The following is an 18806-nucleotide window of genomic DNA, read 5'->3' on the forward strand; positions in this document are numbered from 1 at the left end:
GGTCTGGTAACTTGAGGCACTGATTGGCAAGTTGCCTAAAGTTGATACGATGAAGAAACTCTTGGAACAAAACGAGCCCGGCGTCATTTGAAAGTTGACCGCCGTCGGCGGTCAGAGTCACATTGGTATTGCATTGCAGGGATAAGCTGGTTAAAGTTGAGATGGTGTGAAGCCTCGCTTTCGTGATGGTTTTCGTTGACTCAACCTTAGCATATAGGCGCACCCAATGGGTGAAACACCAAAGCAGCGCAGTCCCGTGTGAATCGTGGGATTGCGCTGCTTTTTTGAAATTCTATGAATAATCCAGGTTATTAATTCGATTTGCTAAGTCGTCAGCTAAAGCAGTGTTTCTGGCTGCGTTGGCAGTATCACCAAGAATTGTATCGATTTGAGCCAATGAGCGCCACATCAGTACCATCTGAGAACTCATATCAACATCGCCAGTACCAGTACCATCACCAGCTTGGTTCGCTTGAGTTGGCAGATTGTCCATACCGTTGCCGTTACCGTTGTTCCAGTACAACTGATGCTCGGTGTTTTGAGACCATTTTTCAATTGAAACCCAATCCGCATAGGCTTGCAGAGCATCTTTAATTTCGGCTAAGCGATCCTTGTCACCCGTTAACAGATAAGATTGAAGTTCTGCGTAAGCAAATATTGGTGGATTAACGTTATTGACGCCAGTTGCCCAGCCTTGTACCGAACCGTCAGCAACATTATATATCCGGCTGATACTTCCATATCCGTCTTGGGAAATATAGAAATTATTAAGGCTACTCATTGGATCTATCGCTTGGTTCGCATATTTTGCAAAAAACATGGCAAAAATAGAATCCCATTGGAATGTCATGTTCTGAGGCTCAAAGCCCGAACCGACATACGTACTGAATTCTGGATTGTTCTCAGGTTTGAACAAATTTGTTTCAAACAGTACTTTCCAAGCGCCTTCGTATAATTCTTCATACTCAGGATTATCCGTAGTCACAACTTCCGGCAGGAGCTTTTGAGCTTCTTCCCAAGTTGGTGGGGTATATTGATCCACTTTGTCGAAATAAGTTCCTTGAGTCGTAAAGTCGATTGGTGCGCCAGCTACCAAACTATCAAAAGATGGCGCGCTGGTCTCATCTGCTTTGATCCCACTGCCAACTAATTGAATGGTGTCAGGTGCAAAGGACTTGAAGTCTGTAATTGCGCCGGCGTTTGACGCTGTCGGGCGATTCTTACCCGCTTCCCAATATCTAAACCAAGCCTTACCTTCACGGTATTCAATCGCTAAATTCAATTTGGTGCCAGCAGTAAAATTCGTCTTCTTGGCTGAATCACTGAGAATATGGCGAGCACTGCTACCATCTTTTTCGACTAACACGAGGCTTTGAGTACCATCTGAATTTGCAGTCAGCTCAAGGTATAATTGCTTTTTTGCCTTTGTATCTTGAAGTGCTAACTGCATAAATGGCGCATCGCTATTTTCATCAGCACCAGGTATAACAATCTGAGTCTGGGTATTCAGCTCATTGTAATTCTTACCCTCATCAAGAGATGGTAATGCCGTCGAATGCAACACGTCACCAGCAGTAAACTTTTCTGTCTCAGTGTTTGTAACTGACATATCGTGAACCGCAACGGCATCCAATCCCCAAGTACGAATACCAACCTGGGTCAGCGCGCCAAGCTTTAGATAATAATTACCGGTTGGAATACTTGCTTCACTTGTTCCCGCAGGCCATTCGAAATAGGTTAGCATGCCTTTATCATAATCGAGCTTAATGCGAAGATCGTCGCCTTTTGCGGCATTAATCGGGATCTCGGATAGTGTTTCTTCTCCGCCGCTTCCCACTTTTCTGATCAATGCCAATGTTGGTTTATCTGCACCCAGTCCACGCAAGCTCATGTACGCGACATCAGCACCATTACTTAATACCATCTGGACAGTTGAATAGTTTCCGTCAGAGAACTCAGTCGGCACATGAACAGTTGCGGTATATGTCAGTTTCGTGTAACCGTCTTCATTTTGTGCCAGCGGTAACGTCTGCAAATGACTTGTCTCTTTGTTTCCATTATTCGCCACATATTCAGTCTCTGGCAAAACATTGTCTGCTGGACTCTCATCACTTGTGGCTTCCTGATCTGCAGATTTAGCAGATTCTTGAGGCAGTTGAGTCGAATTATTCTCTGTGGTAGCTTGTTTAGTCTCCGTTGCCTCAATTGACTCATTTTGATTAGCCGTCAAACCATCGAGAGTTTCCGCAGATACTTTCGTTCCCGTTGTACTGCTTTGAACCACGGACTCAATATCTTTCACAGTAGCAGACGACTTAGTCTCGTCAGACCCGACGGCGTTTTTTTCTTCACTCGTCGTAACGCTTGGCACTACAGATTCACTACTTGAGTTCGATGTCTCCGGTGTTTCTGTCTCACTCGTCTCAGCCTTTGTGACATTAGGAGCATTTTCATCTCCCACCTCTGTCTTATTGACTAAAGCGGACTGAGGCGCTTCCTCAGCAGTCGTACTAGCCGATACTTGATTTCCAGAGATCATAAACATAAATGTACCAGCAATAGTCACTACCCCGATTGTGATCCATTGCTTCTTATGCTTGTGTAATTTAAAACGAACAACTTTCTCCATTCGAAAAACCTCCATACCCGAAAGCTTAATATCATCCGTTCTTCATCCCATTTTCGCTACTTTTCGCTTCATCACCTCCAAACATCAAACGATATTGTAAGCGTATCATATGAAATAAAACATGTACACAGGCAATTTAAAAACAAAATTCTAATTGTTTATTCACAAATTTGTTCCTATAAATATCGGCGAAGCCTACGTTTATGTGTATCCTGTAATTTTTCTAATTGTTATAGAATGCTTCAAAATAACATCTTATTCCACGAAGGGTCAAAAAAATATAATACATATTGCGGCCAAATCTATTTTGAAATCATTATCAATTAGTGTAGCCTTGGAACAAACTCACCAGTATGATTGTCTTAGATCTTTCTATTTTTTTCGCGTTATCTCATATAATCCACAGAATATCAACTCTAAATTTGGGATAGTGTGCATGCTCGCTGATTTCAAAAAAATTGCGGACAAGCCGCTTATCTGACAATCTAAGGAGAATCAACGCTCATGAAACAAGTACCTGCCAAAATCTTCAAACAGCATATGGATCACTATATGCATCAAATCACCCGCTACGGCAAACCAATCCACGTCTTCTCAGATGATCCCGGCGAAAATGCCGTCGTCATGAGCGAACGTGCCTATGATGACATGATGGCGACTTTGACCAAACTCCAACAGAATTACGGTCAAGACGATCATTCTTCTGAAATCCGTCCTCAAGGATCCCTGATCTACCCGGTGATCATGCACGAAATCAACGATGCAGATGGCCACTACTTCACTGCGACTAGTCCAAATATTCCTGGCATGGTGATCCAAGGCGACAACCGTGACGATACAGCCGCAGAAGCCATCAATGCCATCGCCACTTTGCTTGATGGCGAACCTTATCCTGGCGTTCAAGATCCCACCACATGGCACCTGGAGCCAAATGAAACTATCGCTTATATTCCCGTCAACATGACTCGTTGGCTTGAGGAAAAAGGCACAATCTGAAAGGACTTTCTTTAGATTTCGCCTTGTAGTGTCCGTACCGGTATTCTAAGTGAACATCAAAGTTGTATCTCATACGCCACAGCGAGAAGCCACAAAAAAATGCAGATTATCACAGTCTGCACCTACTTCCTTCTCGCTAGTTAACTTTGTTTGTGTTAATTGCTCCATTCAAATCTCACACTCGCAAGCAATACCGCTGAGGTCAATCATCCCCAATACGAGAATAAAAACAGCAACCCTTACCTAATTTTTTCATCACATATTGCTTAAAAAACTTAATCAGCAACTTCAAACCCATAATGGCGAATATGCTCTTTCAACAACGCCAAATAGCGCGTCGCTGTCGGACTTAATTCGATTTTTTTGTGGCGCAGGTACCCTAACGTGATCGGGTCGTCGACATCCAAAGGAATGGCCACGATTTTTTCATCATTTAAGTCACTGGAAATGATGCCACTAGAAATCGTGTAGCCATCCAATCCCACCATCAAGTTAAAAATCGTGGCGCGATCAGACACTTGCACATGTTTGGCATGTGGCAAGGTGCTTTGAATTTCTTCGGCAAAGTAAAATGAATTGGTGTCGCCTTGCTCATAAGACAAATACGGATATGGCGCCAGATCCGCCAGCGACAAATGTGATTTAGCCGTCAACGGGTTGTCGCGGCCGACAAACACATGCGGTTGGGCGACGAACAGCGGCGTGAAAGTCAGATCTTTTTCAGCGATCAAGCGCTTCATCACCGTTTGATTGAAGCCGTTCAAATAAGTCACCCCAAGTTCACTTTTGTTGGTTTGGATATCATCCAACACCCCTTGCGTTTGGGTCTCGCGCAAAGTGAAGTTATATTCTGAGCCGCCGATTTCTTTGACCAGTGCGACAAACGCATTCACCACAAAAGCATAATGTTGCGCCGACACGGAGAATTGTTGCTTGCGTACCGTATCTTTTCGAAAATGCTCATCCAACAAGTTGACTTGATCCAACACCCCGCGTCCATAGTTCAAAAACTCGCGCCCAGCATCTGTCAGCGTGATCCCGGCTTTAGAGCGGTAAAACAATTGCAGGTGATATTCTTTTTCTAACTCTTTCATTGCTTGTGACAGTGATGGCTGAGAAATAAACAAGCGCTTTGCGGCTTCATTGATCGAGCCGGTTTCGGCGATCGCGTCTAAATATTGCAGTTGTTGAATACGCATCGGCGCGCCTCCGTTATAGTTTGCGCCTATTATACCACCACAGAATCAAGTATCATCTATTTTTCAATCAGCAAGGTATGATAAATTCATCAATTTATTCGGAGGATTTCGGATGACCCAATCCCGTTTCCAAACTGTCGGCTTTTTATGACGCCCAGCCAGCTTATTGGCTTACAAAGAGCCGATCGAACATCGCGACGACATCCAATAGCCGTTTTATGCGGATTTTGATGGTTATCAAGCGCAAGAAATCCGCGCGATCCAACAAGTCGTTGCCGAAGCAAAAGCGCATGGCTGAGATATGATCACTGATGGCGAATATTCAAAATCCATGTGGCATTTGGACTTCTTATGAGGATTTGGCGGCATCAAGCGCACCATTGCCGACCATGACTATCGCTTTGAAGACCACGACGGCGGTGATTTTGCGACTCGCAAAGATATCGACATTGAGATCACCGCGCCGCTGTCTGGTAAAAATCATCACTTCATCGACATATTTAAACAACTTAAAGTCCAAGCTGGCGACACCACCGTTAAAACTACCGTACGGGGAGCAGCCCATGCTTACACTGAATTGTTATTTTTAGACGATTTATACGGCGAAGGGCAAGTTTATCCCACCACTGAAGCGTTGAAAGCCGGTTTGATCCAGACAATGATTCAAGCTTTTTTGCGCATGGTAACGAAGGTATTGAAGCGTTGGCTGATGAATTTGTCGCCATCAACAATGCCATGTGTGATTATGGGCATGCGCTAGGCTTGAAAGTTTGGACGCACAACTGCCGCGGCAACTACGCTTCTCGGCATGCCGTCAGAGGCTCACGTGCTGCCATTGCCGCAAACTTTTTATGGGGTCAACATTACGACCGATTCTTTTTGGAATGGGACGACGAACGCTCCTGCAATCTGGCCGCGTTGAACGCGCTAAAAGCTCGCCCAGAAGTGGAAATGGTATTAGGCTTGTTAAGCTCGAAAACCGCGGAACTTGATGACGAAGCGCGGGCGCTACGGTGGTTAAAGCAAGCTGCCACGATCGTGTCCAAAGATCACCTGTACTTGTCCCATCAATGCGGCTTTGCCTCTGGTGACGGCGGCAACGAATTGTACACTGCACAACAATGGGCCAAAATCGACCAAGGCTAAGCCCTAGCCAAGAAATTCTGGGCCTACAAATTGCCCGTTTTCTTGCCGCTGAACAAAAATCCGCTGACGATCTAGTGACCATCAGCGGTATTTATTATGGAAACGTCACTTGCACCCAATCCAAAAACAGCTTTGGCCAACTTGCCGCATGCGGCTGGCCAAAATCATCATTGACCCAACTGGTGCCTAAACTCATGCCGTGGCAGCCATGCGGGAACAAATGAAACTCCACCTCAACGCCAGCTTGCTGCAAAGCTTCAACAAATAGCAAACTGTTCATCGCCGGCACCGTTTCGTCATCAGCGGTGGTCCAAATAAACGTCGGCGGCGTGCGTGGCGTGACCAACTTCTCCAAACTTTGCGCTGCCGGATCTTGGGTACCTAATAAGTTGGCAAAAGAGTCGCGGTGCGCAAACCGGCCGGCGGTGATTACCGGATAAGCCAACAACAACGCATCTGGCCGGATCACCTTAGGGTCATAGTCGCTTAACACAGCCTGGTCATATTGCGTACCCAGTGACGCTGCCAAATGCCCGCCAGCAGAAAAGCCGACGACGAAGATTTGGGTCAACTGCCATGCGTCGGCGTTTGCACGCACCACTTTCATGGCTTCTGCCAGCTGTCGCAACGCCGCTGGATACCGTACTGGCGCAACGGCATAATCCAGCACAAACGCCGCCATGCCGCGCGCTGCAACAGTCAGCGCCACCGGTTCACCTTCTTTTGGTGACACCATCGCATAACCGCCACCAGGACAAATGATCACGGCTTGGCGCGGTTTGCCCACCACCGCCTCTGGTAAATAAGCGGTCAACGTGGCCACCGGCGCCTGCGTAGGTTGTAATTGAATCAATTTGATCTGCATGATCGCGCCTCCAAATTTGATTGCCTTCAATGTAGCGCATTCACGCCTTAATGTAAATCAGGAGTTATCTCAGTAAATTTGCGTCATTTTAAGCAAATCATGAATTATCTTGCTAGTTTTTGCGCTATAATGACCGTGTAAACGTCAACAACAAGGAGGACCATTCAACATGGCTTATCAAACGATCAACCCATACACAAACGAAGTCTTACACACTTATCCCAACGCCACTGATGTGCAACTACAAGCCGCCTTACAAACTGGCGATGCCTTGTATCACACTTGGCGCAACGAAGCCCCTGCCACCCGGCAGCCGGTATTAGCCAAAGTGGCCACCTTGATGCGCCAACAAAAGCGCGCTTTGGCTACCACGATCACCAAAGAAATGGGCAAATTGTTGAGCGAAGCCGAAGCGGAAGTCGACTTGTGTGCCGATATTGCGGATTATTATGCTAAAAATGGCGCCGACTTTTTAAAACCCACACCTTTACCAACTGAATTAGGCGATGCCTATTATGTGAAGCAAGCTACTGGCGTGTTGGTGATGGTCGAGCCTTGGAACTTCCCTTATTATCAAATCATGCGCGTGTTTGCGCCAAACTACGTCGTGGGTAACCCGATGATCTTAAAGCACGCCTCCAGCACCCCTGCTTGTGCCCAAGCATTTGCTGATCTAGTGTTGGCGGCAGGTGCGCCTAAAGGGGCGTTGACTAACTTGTATATCAACTATGAACAAGTCGGCCAAGCCATCGCCGATCCGCGCGTCGCCGGCGTTGCTTTGACTGGCTCTGAACGTGGCGGTGCGGCGGTCGCCAAAGAAGCTGGGGCGGCTTTAAAGCAATCCACCATGGAACTTGGCGGCAATGATGCCTTTTTGATCTTAGATGATGCCGACATGGACCAAGTCAAAGCCATCGCCCCACAAGCGCGGTTGTTCAATGCTGGGCAAGTGTGCTCCGCTTCCAAGCGCTTCATCGTCACGGCCAAGCATTACGATGAATTCGTCGCCTACATGAAAGCTGAATTTGCCAAAATGCGCCCAGGCGACCCAATGGCTGCTGACACCACCTTAGCGCCATTATCTTCAGCCAGTGCCAAAACCAAGTTAGTCGCCCAAATCGACGCCGCCATCAAAGCCGGCGCCAAGCGCATCATCGGCGATACCCCAGCGGCTTTGCCAGGTCAATTCGTGCCAGCAACGATTTTGACGGATATTGACAAAGACAACCCTGCCTTTGATCAAGAAATGTTTGGCCCAGTGGCGGCGATCTACAAAGTCGCAAATGACGCAGAAGCCGTCGCATTAGCAAATGATTCCAGCTTTGGATTAGGCTCAGCTGTATTTTCAAGCGATCCTGACCATGCCAAAGCTGTGGCTGAACAAATCGAAGCCGGCATGACGACCATCAACCGCGCTTGGATCACCGCACCAGAACTGCCATTTGGCGGGGTCAAGCACTCAGGTTATGGCCGTGAATTGTACAAATTAGGCTTAAATGCCTTTGTCAACAACCACATGGTCTTGGCAACAAAAGGCTAGTTTTTTCATTACATTGCAAAAAGTTTTCTGAAAACTGCAGGCATGGGTGACCATTCATGGTAAAGTGAAGGCGTGGTATTCATCAACCACACTGTGAATTCGTCATCTCATGCGGCGGGCTCGACTGATGTCGCGCTCGCTTTCTGTTTGCCCTAACTCATCATGAGACATTAAAAGCCTTACCGCATCGCTGCGATAAGGCCTTTTTTGATGTTACCGATCAAATCGTTGGGACATGCTTGGCTTCAAGGTTGCTCATCCAAGCCCCTAGCCAAATGCCAAAAGCTAACCCGACCACTGACCAAATGATCAAACTCAGCGAATAGGTCGCCGTTAATGGCGCGATCATAATGGTGCTAGCGATGACCACGCCTAAGATCATGTGAAACAACAAGGCGTACCAGCGGCCAAAAGCCCAATTGATCAACTTCGCCAACGCGGCGAAACACACCAAACCGCCTAACGCCACCGGCAGCATGACACCAAGATCGACTTCCCGGATCCCTACGGCCATTGGGGTGTATAACCCCAAATACACCAAGAAATTCGATGGGCTCAACCCAGGCACCAAAATACCTAACGCGATCAACGCCCCGGCGATCATCCAAGTACCGAAGTTTTGCGGCACACTGCCAGAAAAATGTTGCTCACCTTGCTTCAACAACACCAACGCGACAATTGCCACGACTGCCATTACCAGCACATGCGTTTTGGTGCGGCCAGATAAACCGGCTTGTTGCCAAAGCGGCTTGGCGGTGCCAACAATACAGCCGACAAACAGCCACAAGACTGGCGTTTCATAAGCGCCAAGCACAAATGCCACCACAAATGACAAGCCAAACACCCCAGCCATGGCGCCTAAGCCCACTGGCAAAAAAAATTTCACATCTGATTTAAACGCTTTGAACGGATGCGCCAAAAACGCGATCATCCGCGTGTACAAGCCAAAGACTGCGGCCAACGCCCCGCCTGAAACGCCAGGCAAGATAAAGCCTGAGCCAATAAAGATACCTTTGAGGAACCGGAATAGCCAAGATTGCATTGGTCATTTCTCCTGTTTTTTAGGTTTACCTTGAGTATACCATGTTTACGCCCGGGAAATGAACGTCGACGCGACTTGGTGTTGCCCGGATAACTCACCGACAGCTAACTGCAAAGCTAATTTACCCACTACTCGAAAATGATGATCGATGGTCGGCATATTCAACAGCTGACTGGATAATTGATTTTCTTGCCCGACCATTAAAGGTACCAATAACTGCGCTTGGCGATAATACTGCACCGCGCCAGCCGCGATATCATCCCCATTGGTGAAGATTGCATCGACGTGTTGGGCAGCGAGTTTTTTCGCAGCGGCATAGCCATCGCCTTGATTCATCACCTCAAGCACTTGCAAATTCGCTGGCAACGCGTTGCCAAACACCTGTTGATAGGCTTTTAACATCGCTTGGCTGGTGGCAGACAACTTGGCACTGCGCGGCAAAAACATGCCGATTTTTTGTGCGCCATGGGTTTTGAGCCACTGACAGGCTTCCACATAAGTTTCGCCACGATCAGTAAACGCTGCGTTGATCTCGACATCCCCTGGATCATGGCACACCACCACTTGGCCGCTTTGGGCATAAGGCAAGATCTCAGCAAGCGGCAACGCATGCGACGTAAAAATCAGCGCATCATAAGCTTTCATGCGCAATTGTTCCAAATAATCTGCTTCAATGGCTTGATCATATTGCGACGGCAACAACATCACCCGATAACCTCTGGCAAATGCCGCGCGGGTAATGCTGTTCGTCAAGCTGGTGAAATAAGGGTGATCACGCATTGGCGTCACCACCCCAATGGTCATGGTGTGCCCTGCTGAAAGATCGCGCGCCACCGCATTTGGTACATAATCCAATTGCCGCACGACTTTCATCACCGCAGCTTTGGCTTCTTTTGAGACATAAGGCCGATCATTGATCACTCGCGAAACCGTGGCTACGGAAAATCCGCTTAGCCGCGCAATATCATGAATATTCGCCATTGCTAGTGCCTCCACTAAAAAACAGCCACTTGCGCAGCTGTTGACTTCACTACTACTGTTAGTTTACAGTTGCCGGCGAAGTTTTTCCAATATCTTGACACTGATCGGTTCACTAAACGCGTCAGCCAACGACGTCAATTTTGCCTGGACCGCCGCCATCGCCTGATCGGTATCGACAGCTTCTGGTACGATTACTGCCACCACAGTATCCACTTGGGCATTTTCCCCCCAAGCGATCGCGTGAGCAAAGTTAACGATCACGATTTGCGTTTGGTTCAGATCCGCAGTTGAGGCATGCGTCAACGCAATGTGATCCGCGATGACCTTGGCGCCTTGGGCTTCACTGGCTAAAAAACCAGAGCGCAAGGTTTGACTAGCCAAGTCCAGTTTTTCACCAGCAAAGCTAGCCACCTTGGCGATCGCCGTTAATTCAGACGGGTCTTTTAAGTCAACATCAGTTAAAACTTGTTTTTTCAATAAAGCAAACATCGTAATTCCCCCTTCATCGATCCCTAACGCTTTCAACAAATCCAGCATAGTTTGCGAAACGCGTTACAGGTCAACCCTGATTCGCAAAAAAAATCAAAAACAGGTAAACTTGGGCCATAGAAATAAGGGAGTGTTGTTCATGATCACATTAGTACAAATGTCGATCGCGGCGTTTGGCACTTGGCGCAAACAAGCGATCAAAAATTATGCCATCAATAAAATCAAAGCGTTAACTTGGACCCCAGAAGAAGCCAGCGTCAAAGCACACGCCGCCTATTCGGACTTGTTGCCCCAAGGCTTACATACCCCAGGAGAACTATTTTGGACCATCAAACATGACGACGAAGCGATCGGCACCCTGTGGGTCCATATCGATGGCGATACCAACCATTTCTTCATTTATGACATCACCATCGATGCGGCACAACAAAATCAAGGCTTCGGGCAAGAAACTTTACGCGTTTTAGAAAAAGAAGCGCGGCGACGCCACATATCCGCCATCGACTTACATGTGTTTGGCGACAATTTTCGCGCTCAGCATGTGTATCAAAAATTAGGCTTTGTCACCACGGATATCAATATGTCCAAACCGCTGTATTAACGACAAAGGGTCTCAAGCTTTTGGGCTGAGACCGTTTTTTGTCGTGTCAGATCAAGCTTGTGGTGAAACGGTGCTGGCGGCAAAATATTGGCGCACCACCTCAGCGTCGTCGAAATGATGTTTGGTGGTGCCAATGATCTGATACGTTTCATGCCCTTTGCCGGCGATCAACACCACATCGCCAGCTTTGGCTAAGCGCAACGCATAGCTGATAGCTTGTTGGCGATCACTTAAGCGGGTGTAGCGAGCTGGGTCAAGACCTTGGACCATTTCATCAATGATGGCTTCAGGATCTTCACTGCGCGGATTATCTGCAGTAAAAATCGGATCTGTCGCGGCTTGTAAAGCGATAGTCGCCATTTGTGGGCGTTTGTCACGATCGCGGTCGCCACCACAGCCCACCACACAAAAGATCCGCTTTTTGGCAAACTTTTGAATAGTGCTTAACACATTCGCCAAACCATCTGGCGTGTGGGCATAATCCACGATCACCGTCGCTGCCCCAGGATGCGCGATCACTTCAAAGCGCCCATTGACGCCGCTAACGGCTTCTAAGGCGCCAATGATCACTGTTGGGTCGATGCCATGGACATAAGTGGCCCCAAAAGCCGCCAGCGCATTATACACATTGAACTCCCCCATCAACTGCAACTGGACTGGATAATGCCGCCCAGCAAACGCCAATTCAAAGCTGGTGCCGCGGTTAGTCACGTGGATCTTGCGCGCTTGCAACATCCCGCGCCCTTTGATCCCATAAGTCACGACATTGGCCGCGGTGCGCGCGACTAAGCGTTGCCCATAGGGATCATCGATATTGATCACGGCGGTTTTATGTTTGCGGCCATGGTGATAACTATTGCCTAATTGTTCAAATAGTAAGGCTTTGGCCTCAAAATACGCTTCAAAAGTTTGGTGATAATCCAAATGATCTTCCGTTAGATTGGTAAACACCGCGGTATCAAAATCGATCCCTTGCACGCGTCCTTGATCCAACCCGATCGAAGACACTTCCATGGCACAAGCTTTTTTGCCAGAATGCCACATTTCACTTAAGTATTGTTGATTGGTAAAGGCGTCTGGCGTGGTGTTTTCAGTGGTATGTTCGACGGTGCCGCCTTTGGCATAAAGGGTGCCGATCAAACCACAGTCCAATTTCGCCTGATTCAAGATCGCGGCGATCAAATGGGTGACAGTGGTTTTGCCATTGGTACCAGTGACGCCAAACATTTTCAATTGGGCACTGGGATCGCCGAAAAACAGCACCGAAAGCTGGGCCAAGGCTTTATGCGTATCAGGCACTTGCACGATCAACGCGCCACTAGCTGACACCGAGTGTTCGACGATCACCATGATCGCGCCAGCATCGATCGCCGCTTGCACATGTTGATGCCCATCAAAACGGTTTCCTTTGATCGCCACAAAGCAAGTGCCTGTCGCCACCTGCCGGGTATCTGGGGTCAACTTTTCGATTTGACGATGATCTTTGGCTAATTGACGTTGAGTTTGTTGGTCAATATTTAATAACGCGGTACATTCAGCGATTTGCATACAACAACATCCTTCCTGAAGTTATTTTTAGTATCTGATCACAACCATAAAGTTGGCTTAAAGCGGGAAGTTTGTGTTATACTGACCCATGAAGGAGGCGGTTTCATATGTTGATGACCACCGTTGTAATGTTGTTGATGCTGGCGCTGATCGTAGCGGCAGCACGTACCGTCACCACTTGGCAAGCTGCCCGGGTCCCAGTCGCATCGACTCGTGCCCAAATCGCATGGTATCGGCAAGAGCTGGCTGCAGGTCGAATCTCACCAACGCAATTTGTTGCAATCAAACGTGAACTTTTACGTTAATATGTGTCAAAAAAAACACCGGCAACCGGTGCTTTTTTAATTTTCAGTTAAAATCACCAACCAAAAGCCCGCTACCCGGAAAACTTAACGATTTGCTGGGTCGCGGGCTTTTGGTGATGGCTCAATGACGGCCGGATTCGAGATATTTCAAACTATCAAATTCAAGCACGTCAAAATGGCCTGCTTGACAGTGGATCTGGGTCACAGAGGCGTTGTGCATGGTAGTTTGCCCATTTAATGGATAACCGATCAATTGTAGCCATAACAAGATCACCGTGCCATGGGCGACGACCATCACGTTTTGCGCGTCAGTGGCGACGATGCGTTTGATCGCCGCATCAAAACGCGTTTGCACAGTTTGCGCATCTTCAGCGTCAGCGTCAAGTTGATGAACCCCGTTGGCCACTGGCAATAATTGTTCTAGTTGGCTGGTTGGCAACAGTGCTATTAAAGCCTCTCGTCTGGCACTTTGTGGTTGCCCTTCAAAATGCGCATAATCTTCTTCGCACAAGCCTAGATCGATTCTCAAAGGGAGATATTGATCCGCAGCAGTTAACGCTAGCTCAGCGGTATCCTTGGCGCGCTTAAGATCACTGGCAAAAGCCTGATCAAACACCAGCCCCGCTTTTTGAAACCCGCGCCCTAATGCTTTGGCATCAGCGATTCCTTTGGCGGTCAATTCAGAATCGGCCATACCTTGAATGCGTTGTTGGACGTTATACACGGTTTGACCGTGGCGGATCAAATACAGTTCAGTCATGATTGCCCCCTAAAAAACTACAGCAATCATTTTACCATAGAAAAAACCGCCTGGTGACCCAGACGGCATCGATTTAAAATAATCCAAACACGACAGCCAAACCCATTACCAATAAGATACCAGCGAAAAATACGGCATACCCGATACTTTCATGCGGCAAAGCCACCGTCTCATTTGTGGCTTTGGTCGTTTGCAATGTCATCGTTACCGCACGCACTTGCCAAGCGGCTAATCCTAAGAGCAAAATGCCAAACATCATGAACATCGCGCTCACCTCTTCGCCTTTATTGTACGCGCTTACATTTGCAAATTCAAGGATCCCAGGCTAACGTTTCGGCTGATTGATACCCGCAGTGCGCTTCACATTCTTGGTGGTAAAAAGCCTGGTCAAATCGTTAAGTGTTCACTCAAGAATTTTCTGTAAGAGGTTGACACCACGCGCCATTCAGGTATACTAACGGTGAAAATGATTGAGCACTTACTCAAGAACCAGGGGTGATTCAAGTGCAACACCACTATACGTATACCAGCTTTCAAGACGATGTGATCCAAAGCCCAGATCAAAACGCCTCAGTGCCTACTGATTTCAATTGGCGCCCTAACCGCTTAAAACAAGCGCTAGTCAACCCTTTGGCCACTGGATTTGCCCAAGTTTATCGCCTGGTAAACAACATTCAAGTGATCGGGGCTGACAAGCTCACCCCAGGCGCTTTTATTTACGCCAACCATACCCAACCGCTTGGCGATGTTTTTGTGCCACGAACCTTGCCTTACCCAGTTTCGATCATTGCCGCGCCGGCGAATTTAGGGCTACCGGTGATCGGCAAATTATTATCAGCCGGCCGCGCGATCATTTTGCCTAGCACCCGCAAGCAATATCCTCAGTTTCTTGCGGCGATCAAACGCGCACATGTTGGCGGTCAATTGATCGTGGTGTACCCAGAAGCGCATGTGTGGCCTTACTACACCGGCATTCGCCCGTTTGATGCCACCAGTTTCCATTATCCGGCACGCTTACACGCGCCAGTGTTTACCATGACCACCACTTATCAAGCTGGGGCTGGGCCACATCACGTCAAAGAAACCCGCTACATCGATGGACCGTATGCTGCTGACTTATCGCTGCCATTAAAAGCCCAGCAACAAGCCTTGTTTCACCAAGCCCAAGCACAGCTGATTGTCCGAGCGAAGCAGTCGAGCAAGGCTTTGGTGCAATACATTCACACTTTGGAGGACGAACATGATTAATGTCTTATATTGTGGCGACGCCCGCATGCAAGACGGGTTGTTGATTTCCATGTTATCGCTGATCAAACATACTCACGAGCCCTTACACCTTTATGTCCTCACCGCCGAACTCAAAGGTTTTGCACCGCTGAGCCAAGCCACGGTGGATTTTCTGCAAACCCAAGCCAAACACGCCGACAAGCGCAATCAAGTGACGCGTATCGATGCCACTGAAGTGTTCGCGGCGCAACCGCCAACGGCAAATTTAGACACGATCTTTACGCCTTATTGCATGCTGCGCTTATACGCCGATTTGTTGCCTGAACTGCCTGATCGCTTGTTATATTTGGATACTGATGTGATCGCACGCCGCCAATTTGGGGATTTTTATCATCAGGACCTGGCTGGCGTGGAATTTGTTGGGGTGTTGGATCACTATGGCAAGTGGTTTTTCCATCACGAAATGGCCACGTTTGACTATTTGAATTCCGGCGTGTTGTTGTTAAATCTCAAACAGATCCGCCTGACTGGCTTGTTTGCGCAGTGTCGCAAGCGCTGTGCCACCACCAAAATGTTCATGCCAGACCAATCGGCATTAAATAAACTCGCTGTGGTCAAAGTGATCGCCCCGCGGCGGTTCAATGAACAACGCAAGCGCCATGGCAATACCGTGTTTCAACATTTCACCACCAGCTTTCGGCTGTTTCCTTGGATCCACACGTTGACCGTCAAGCCATGGCAAGTGCAAGCCATGCATGAACAATTGCATTTGCATGATTACGACGACTTGCTGGCGGCTTATACCCGCTTAGCCCCTATGATGAAAGGATGATTCGATGATCCCAGTATGTTATTCCATTGACGACCACTATGCGTCAGTTTTTGCTGCCAGTTTGCAGTCGCTACAAGCCCATGCTCAAGATCCCCGCGGCTATCAAGTGATCGTATTGGCGCAAAATTTATCCCAACCCAACCGTGATCAGTTGCACGCCATGGTAACCAACCCCTTGGTCCACTTGGAATTTGTCACCATTGACGCCCAAACATTGGCCCAGATCGATGATCAAGGCAACAAGTTGCGCTGTGATTATTTTACTTTCACGATCTACTTGCGCCTATTTATTCCGCAACTGTTTCCGGCGTTGAACAAAGCCGTCTATTTAGATGCCGATACCATCGTCTTGGCAGATGTCGCCAAATTATATGACCATCACTTGGCCCAAGCGTTAGTGGGCGCCGTTAGCGATCCGTTCATTGCCAATGATCCGATCACCAGCCGCTATGCTCGCGTGGCCATTGGCGTACCAGCAGCACACTACTTAAATTCTGGCGTTTTAGTGATGAATCTCAAAGCGATGCGCGCAGTTGATTTCACTGGCCACTTCTTATCCTTGCTACATGATTATCACTTTGAAAGCGTGGCGCCAGATCAAGATTATCTCAATGCCATTGTCCAAGAACGCGTGTTGTGGTTGGATCCCTCATGGAATCGCCAAAACGACAGCGGTTTGGCCCAGATCGTCCACTACAACTTATTTGCCAAACCTTGGCATTATGGAAACGTCACTTACCAAGAGGCATTTTGGCATTATGCCGACCAAACCCCTTTTGCCCAAAACTTGCACGCTGAACTCAGCGACTACGATCAACAAGCCGCAGATGAAAACCATATGCAAACGTTAGTCGACTCGGCTGCGCGCATCACGGCACTGCCCACCACGTTTGCTAGCGTGCGCGATGCCGGCGTGGCGGTCGCGTTATGAACCTGGTCAGCGAAAATATCCATCAGGCGGTACTTACGCAAGCATGGCATCAAAACGTGATGATCGGCGACCCACAATTATCCAAGTCCCAAGCCGAAAAGGTCTTAGCAAAATGGCAACACGCCGGCTTTTGGGCGCATGTCAGCACTGCGTTGGCGCGCTTGGTGATGCACTTAGCAGTGGTGGTCAAAATGCGCCGCGTCAAAATCGAAGGCTTAAACCATCTCCCAAAAGATCACCGCGCTATTGTTGTGAGCAATCACTTTGCCCCGCTGGAAAACCTTGCCGTGAGAAAAGCCTTAGGTAACCGGTGTTTGTTTATCGTCAGTGAGTTAAGCAACTTGGCGATGCGCGGGGTTTTAGGGTGGCTGATGCGCCACGCCGATACCGTGCCGATCGCCCAAGACAAACATTATCTCGGCCGCGAATTCTTACCAGAATTAAAGCGCCGTTTGCAAAAAGCCCCCGTGTTGATCTACCCAGAACAAGCGCTATGGCTGAATTTTCGCAAACCACGCCCAGGCCAGCGCGGCGCCTATTATTTTGCCGCTAAGTTGCAAGTACCCGTGATCTCGATGTTTGTCACCTTAGATCACCAAGGCATCAGCACGGTTCACATTTTGCAGACTTTGTACCCTGATCCTTCACTACCTGCTCGCGCCGCCAGCTTACAAATGCTAGCCGCAGATGATCGACAGCGCCAAGTCGCTTTTGAAAAGAGCTATCATACCGCTTATGATCTGCAGTGGGATGACGCCGATATCGTCACCCCGAGCAAAAAAGCGTAAATTCGAATATTCGAATTTACGCTTTTTACTACGGCGTTAACACCTTGATCAAGCTGATGGCGACATGTTCAGGATCTGGGGTTTGTTGGAAAAACAACTCGCTGACTGCCGCCCCGCCGACAACAGCCCATAAGGTTTGATAGATCTCTGCTTCTGGCCAATCGACGATCAAGTGACGCCGTTTAAGGTCGGCAAAGATCTGCTTCATGCGGTTCAATTGTTGCGCTGGGATCGCTTGGCGCAACTGCTCACGGCGCGCTTGGCTATAAGCTAATTCGCTGAATAACAACTTCAACACTTTGGCATTGGCTTCAACAAAAGCCAAGCGTTCTTGCACCAAAGGCTTGATCAATGCCGCTAAACTCGTGACGTTATCAGCTTGATTGGCGCCGACAAAATCACTGAAGATCTTGGGGACGATCTGCGTCATCACCGGTTGTAAAATGGCATCCAGTAAGCCGGCTTTATTGTTGAATTTGGCAAACAAATTGCCTTCTGCCACCCCAGCTTGTTGCGCCACTAATTTGGTCGAGGCATTCGCATACCCATATTCGGCAAACACATCGATTGCCGCTGCCAAGATCTGACGTTGTTTGGTGGTGAAGTGATCAAACAAATGTGCTTGATCATATAATTTAAGATCCGATTCTGCCATAAGTTGCCTCTTTGAGTGTTTACTTAAAGCCTAACGATTATTTTAAAAAGCGTCAAGTCCTTAATCAAAGCTTAGCGGCTTGGGCACAAAAAATTCTTGATTGCTCGGCATAATGAATTCATCGTCAACCAACAAAACCACTCAGGGTAACGTCTAAAGTTCTATGAAACCAAGTCCAAAACCGGATGTTCAAGGAGGGGGCGACCGTTATTGTATTGGATCGATGTTTGGTAGTCCAGCGAGCTTAACTCATTCGTTGCTTCCTACTGGAT

General features: G+C 48.1%; 18 protein-coding genes and 1 pseudogene. 9 read left to right on the plus strand and 10 right to left on the minus strand.

The genetic code is table 11. The annotated features are described in order from the left end of the window. Window positions 1–292: 292 nt before the first annotated feature. The gene (locus ACKTSG_RS10980) at window positions 293–2629 is read right to left on the minus strand and encodes a KxYKxGKxW signal peptide domain-containing protein (RefSeq protein WP_407894730.1); all 2337 of its coding nucleotides are present in this window, start codon (window positions 2627–2629) and stop codon (window positions 293–295) included. Window positions 2630–3133: 504 nt separating this feature from the next. Between ACKTSG_RS10980 and ACKTSG_RS10985 the strand changes: the two genes are divergently transcribed. Beyond that, complete coding sequence (locus tag ACKTSG_RS10985; RefSeq protein ID WP_407894732.1) at window positions 3134–3625, plus strand: hypothetical protein; 492 nt, start codon at window positions 3134–3136, stop codon at window positions 3623–3625. Window positions 3626–3900: 275 nt separating this feature from the next. Here the strand turns inward: ACKTSG_RS10985 and ACKTSG_RS10990 are convergent, their stop codons facing one another. Continuing rightward, window positions 3901–4824, minus strand: coding sequence for a LysR family transcriptional regulator (locus ACKTSG_RS10990; protein ID WP_407894734.1), 924 nt, complete (start codon window positions 4822–4824; stop codon window positions 3901–3903). Window positions 4825–4990: 166 nt separating this feature from the next. Between ACKTSG_RS10990 and ACKTSG_RS10995 the strand changes: the two are divergent. After that, window positions 4991–5970 (plus strand): annotated as a pseudogene (locus ACKTSG_RS10995) (uroporphyrinogen decarboxylase/cobalamine-independent methonine synthase family protein). 94 nt (window positions 5971–6064) lie between these two features. Here ACKTSG_RS10995 and ACKTSG_RS11000 read toward each other — a convergent pair. After that, window positions 6065–6835: an alpha/beta hydrolase gene (locus tag ACKTSG_RS11000; RefSeq protein ID WP_407894736.1), complete on the minus strand. Its 771-nt coding sequence runs from the start codon at window positions 6833–6835 to the stop codon at window positions 6065–6067. Between the two features lie 169 nt (window positions 6836–7004). Between ACKTSG_RS11000 and ACKTSG_RS11005 the strand changes: the two genes are divergently transcribed. After that, entirely contained in the window at window positions 7005–8375 is a 1371-nt protein-coding gene (locus tag ACKTSG_RS11005; RefSeq protein WP_407894738.1) for an NAD-dependent succinate-semialdehyde dehydrogenase, read from the plus strand. A 220-nt stretch (window positions 8376–8595) separates the two neighbouring features. Here ACKTSG_RS11005 and ACKTSG_RS11010 read toward each other — a convergent pair whose 3' ends face one another. From ACKTSG_RS11010 to ACKTSG_RS11020, 3 genes are all read right to left on the minus strand, one after another. Then, entirely contained in the window at window positions 8596–9417 is an 822-nt protein-coding gene (locus ACKTSG_RS11010) for a DUF368 domain-containing protein (RefSeq protein WP_407894740.1), read from the minus strand. Between the two features lie 45 nt (window positions 9418–9462). Next, window positions 9463–10398 (minus strand): LacI family DNA-binding transcriptional regulator, encoded by a 936-nt coding sequence (locus ACKTSG_RS11015; RefSeq protein WP_407894742.1) that lies wholly within the window; start codon window positions 10396–10398, stop codon window positions 9463–9465. A 63-nt stretch (window positions 10399–10461) separates the two neighbouring features. After that, window positions 10462–10887, minus strand: coding sequence for a PTS sugar transporter subunit IIA (locus ACKTSG_RS11020; protein ID WP_407894744.1), 426 nt, complete (start codon window positions 10885–10887; stop codon window positions 10462–10464). A 139-nt stretch (window positions 10888–11026) separates the two neighbouring features. On the opposite strand from ACKTSG_RS11020, the gene ACKTSG_RS11025 reads away from it, so the two are divergent. Next, window positions 11027–11488, plus strand: a complete 462-nt coding sequence (locus ACKTSG_RS11025; RefSeq protein WP_407894746.1) for a GNAT family N-acetyltransferase — start codon at window positions 11027–11029, stop codon at window positions 11486–11488. Between the two features lie 51 nt (window positions 11489–11539). Here the strand turns inward: ACKTSG_RS11025 and ACKTSG_RS11030 are convergent, their stop codons facing one another. Continuing rightward, window positions 11540–13036 (minus strand): UDP-N-acetylmuramoyl-L-alanyl-D-glutamate--2,6-diaminopimelate ligase, encoded by a 1497-nt coding sequence (locus tag ACKTSG_RS11030; RefSeq protein ID WP_407894748.1) that lies wholly within the window; start codon window positions 13034–13036, stop codon window positions 11540–11542. A 107-nt stretch (window positions 13037–13143) separates the two neighbouring features. Here ACKTSG_RS11030 and ACKTSG_RS11035 point away from each other — a divergent pair, with 107 nt between their 5' ends. Continuing rightward, complete coding sequence (locus tag ACKTSG_RS11035) at window positions 13144–13341, plus strand: hypothetical protein (RefSeq protein WP_407894750.1); 198 nt, start codon at window positions 13144–13146, stop codon at window positions 13339–13341. Between the two features lie 121 nt (window positions 13342–13462). Here the strand turns inward: ACKTSG_RS11035 and ACKTSG_RS11040 are convergent, their stop codons facing one another. Together ACKTSG_RS11040 and ACKTSG_RS11045 are read right to left on the minus strand one after the other, a co-directional pair. Further along, window positions 13463–14101, minus strand: a complete 639-nt coding sequence (locus ACKTSG_RS11040) for a histidine phosphatase family protein (protein WP_407894752.1) — start codon at window positions 14099–14101, stop codon at window positions 13463–13465. A gap of 73 nt (window positions 14102–14174) precedes the next feature. Then, complete coding sequence (locus tag ACKTSG_RS11045) at window positions 14175–14366, minus strand: hypothetical protein (RefSeq protein ID WP_407894754.1); 192 nt, start codon at window positions 14364–14366, stop codon at window positions 14175–14177. A gap of 239 nt (window positions 14367–14605) precedes the next feature. Between ACKTSG_RS11045 and ACKTSG_RS11050 the strand changes: the two genes are divergently transcribed. From ACKTSG_RS11050 to ACKTSG_RS11065, 4 genes are read left to right on the plus strand one after another with little or no spacing between them, the layout of a single operon-like run. Then, window positions 14606–15349 carry a 1-acyl-sn-glycerol-3-phosphate acyltransferase gene (locus tag ACKTSG_RS11050; RefSeq protein WP_407894756.1) on the plus strand — a complete coding sequence of 248 codons (744 nt, stop codon included), beginning with the start codon at window positions 14606–14608 and terminating at the stop codon, window positions 15347–15349. Further along, entirely contained in the window at window positions 15342–16160 is an 819-nt protein-coding gene (locus tag ACKTSG_RS11055) for a glycosyltransferase (RefSeq protein WP_407894758.1), read from the plus strand. Before ACKTSG_RS11050 ends, ACKTSG_RS11055 begins: the two co-directional genes overlap by 8 nt. A gap of 4 nt (window positions 16161–16164) precedes the next feature. Then, the gene (locus ACKTSG_RS11060; RefSeq protein WP_407894760.1) at window positions 16165–17091 is read left to right on the plus strand and encodes a glycosyltransferase family 8 protein; all 927 of its coding nucleotides are present in this window, start codon (window positions 16165–16167) and stop codon (window positions 17089–17091) included. Continuing rightward, window positions 17088–17879: a lysophospholipid acyltransferase family protein gene (locus ACKTSG_RS11065; protein WP_407894762.1), complete on the plus strand. Its 792-nt coding sequence runs from the start codon at window positions 17088–17090 to the stop codon at window positions 17877–17879. Before ACKTSG_RS11060 ends, ACKTSG_RS11065 begins: the two co-directional genes overlap by 4 nt. Window positions 17880–17907: 28 nt before the next feature. Here the strand turns inward: ACKTSG_RS11065 and ACKTSG_RS11070 are convergent, their stop codons facing one another. Beyond that, window positions 17908–18534, minus strand: coding sequence for a TetR/AcrR family transcriptional regulator (locus ACKTSG_RS11070; RefSeq protein WP_407894764.1), 627 nt, complete (start codon window positions 18532–18534; stop codon window positions 17908–17910). Window positions 18535–18806 lie beyond the last annotated feature (272 nt).

Source organism: Lacticaseibacillus salsurae, assembly GCF_045862175.1.
In the GTDB taxonomy this organism is placed as follows: domain Bacteria; phylum Bacillota; class Bacilli; order Lactobacillales; family Lactobacillaceae; genus Lacticaseibacillus; species Lacticaseibacillus salsurae.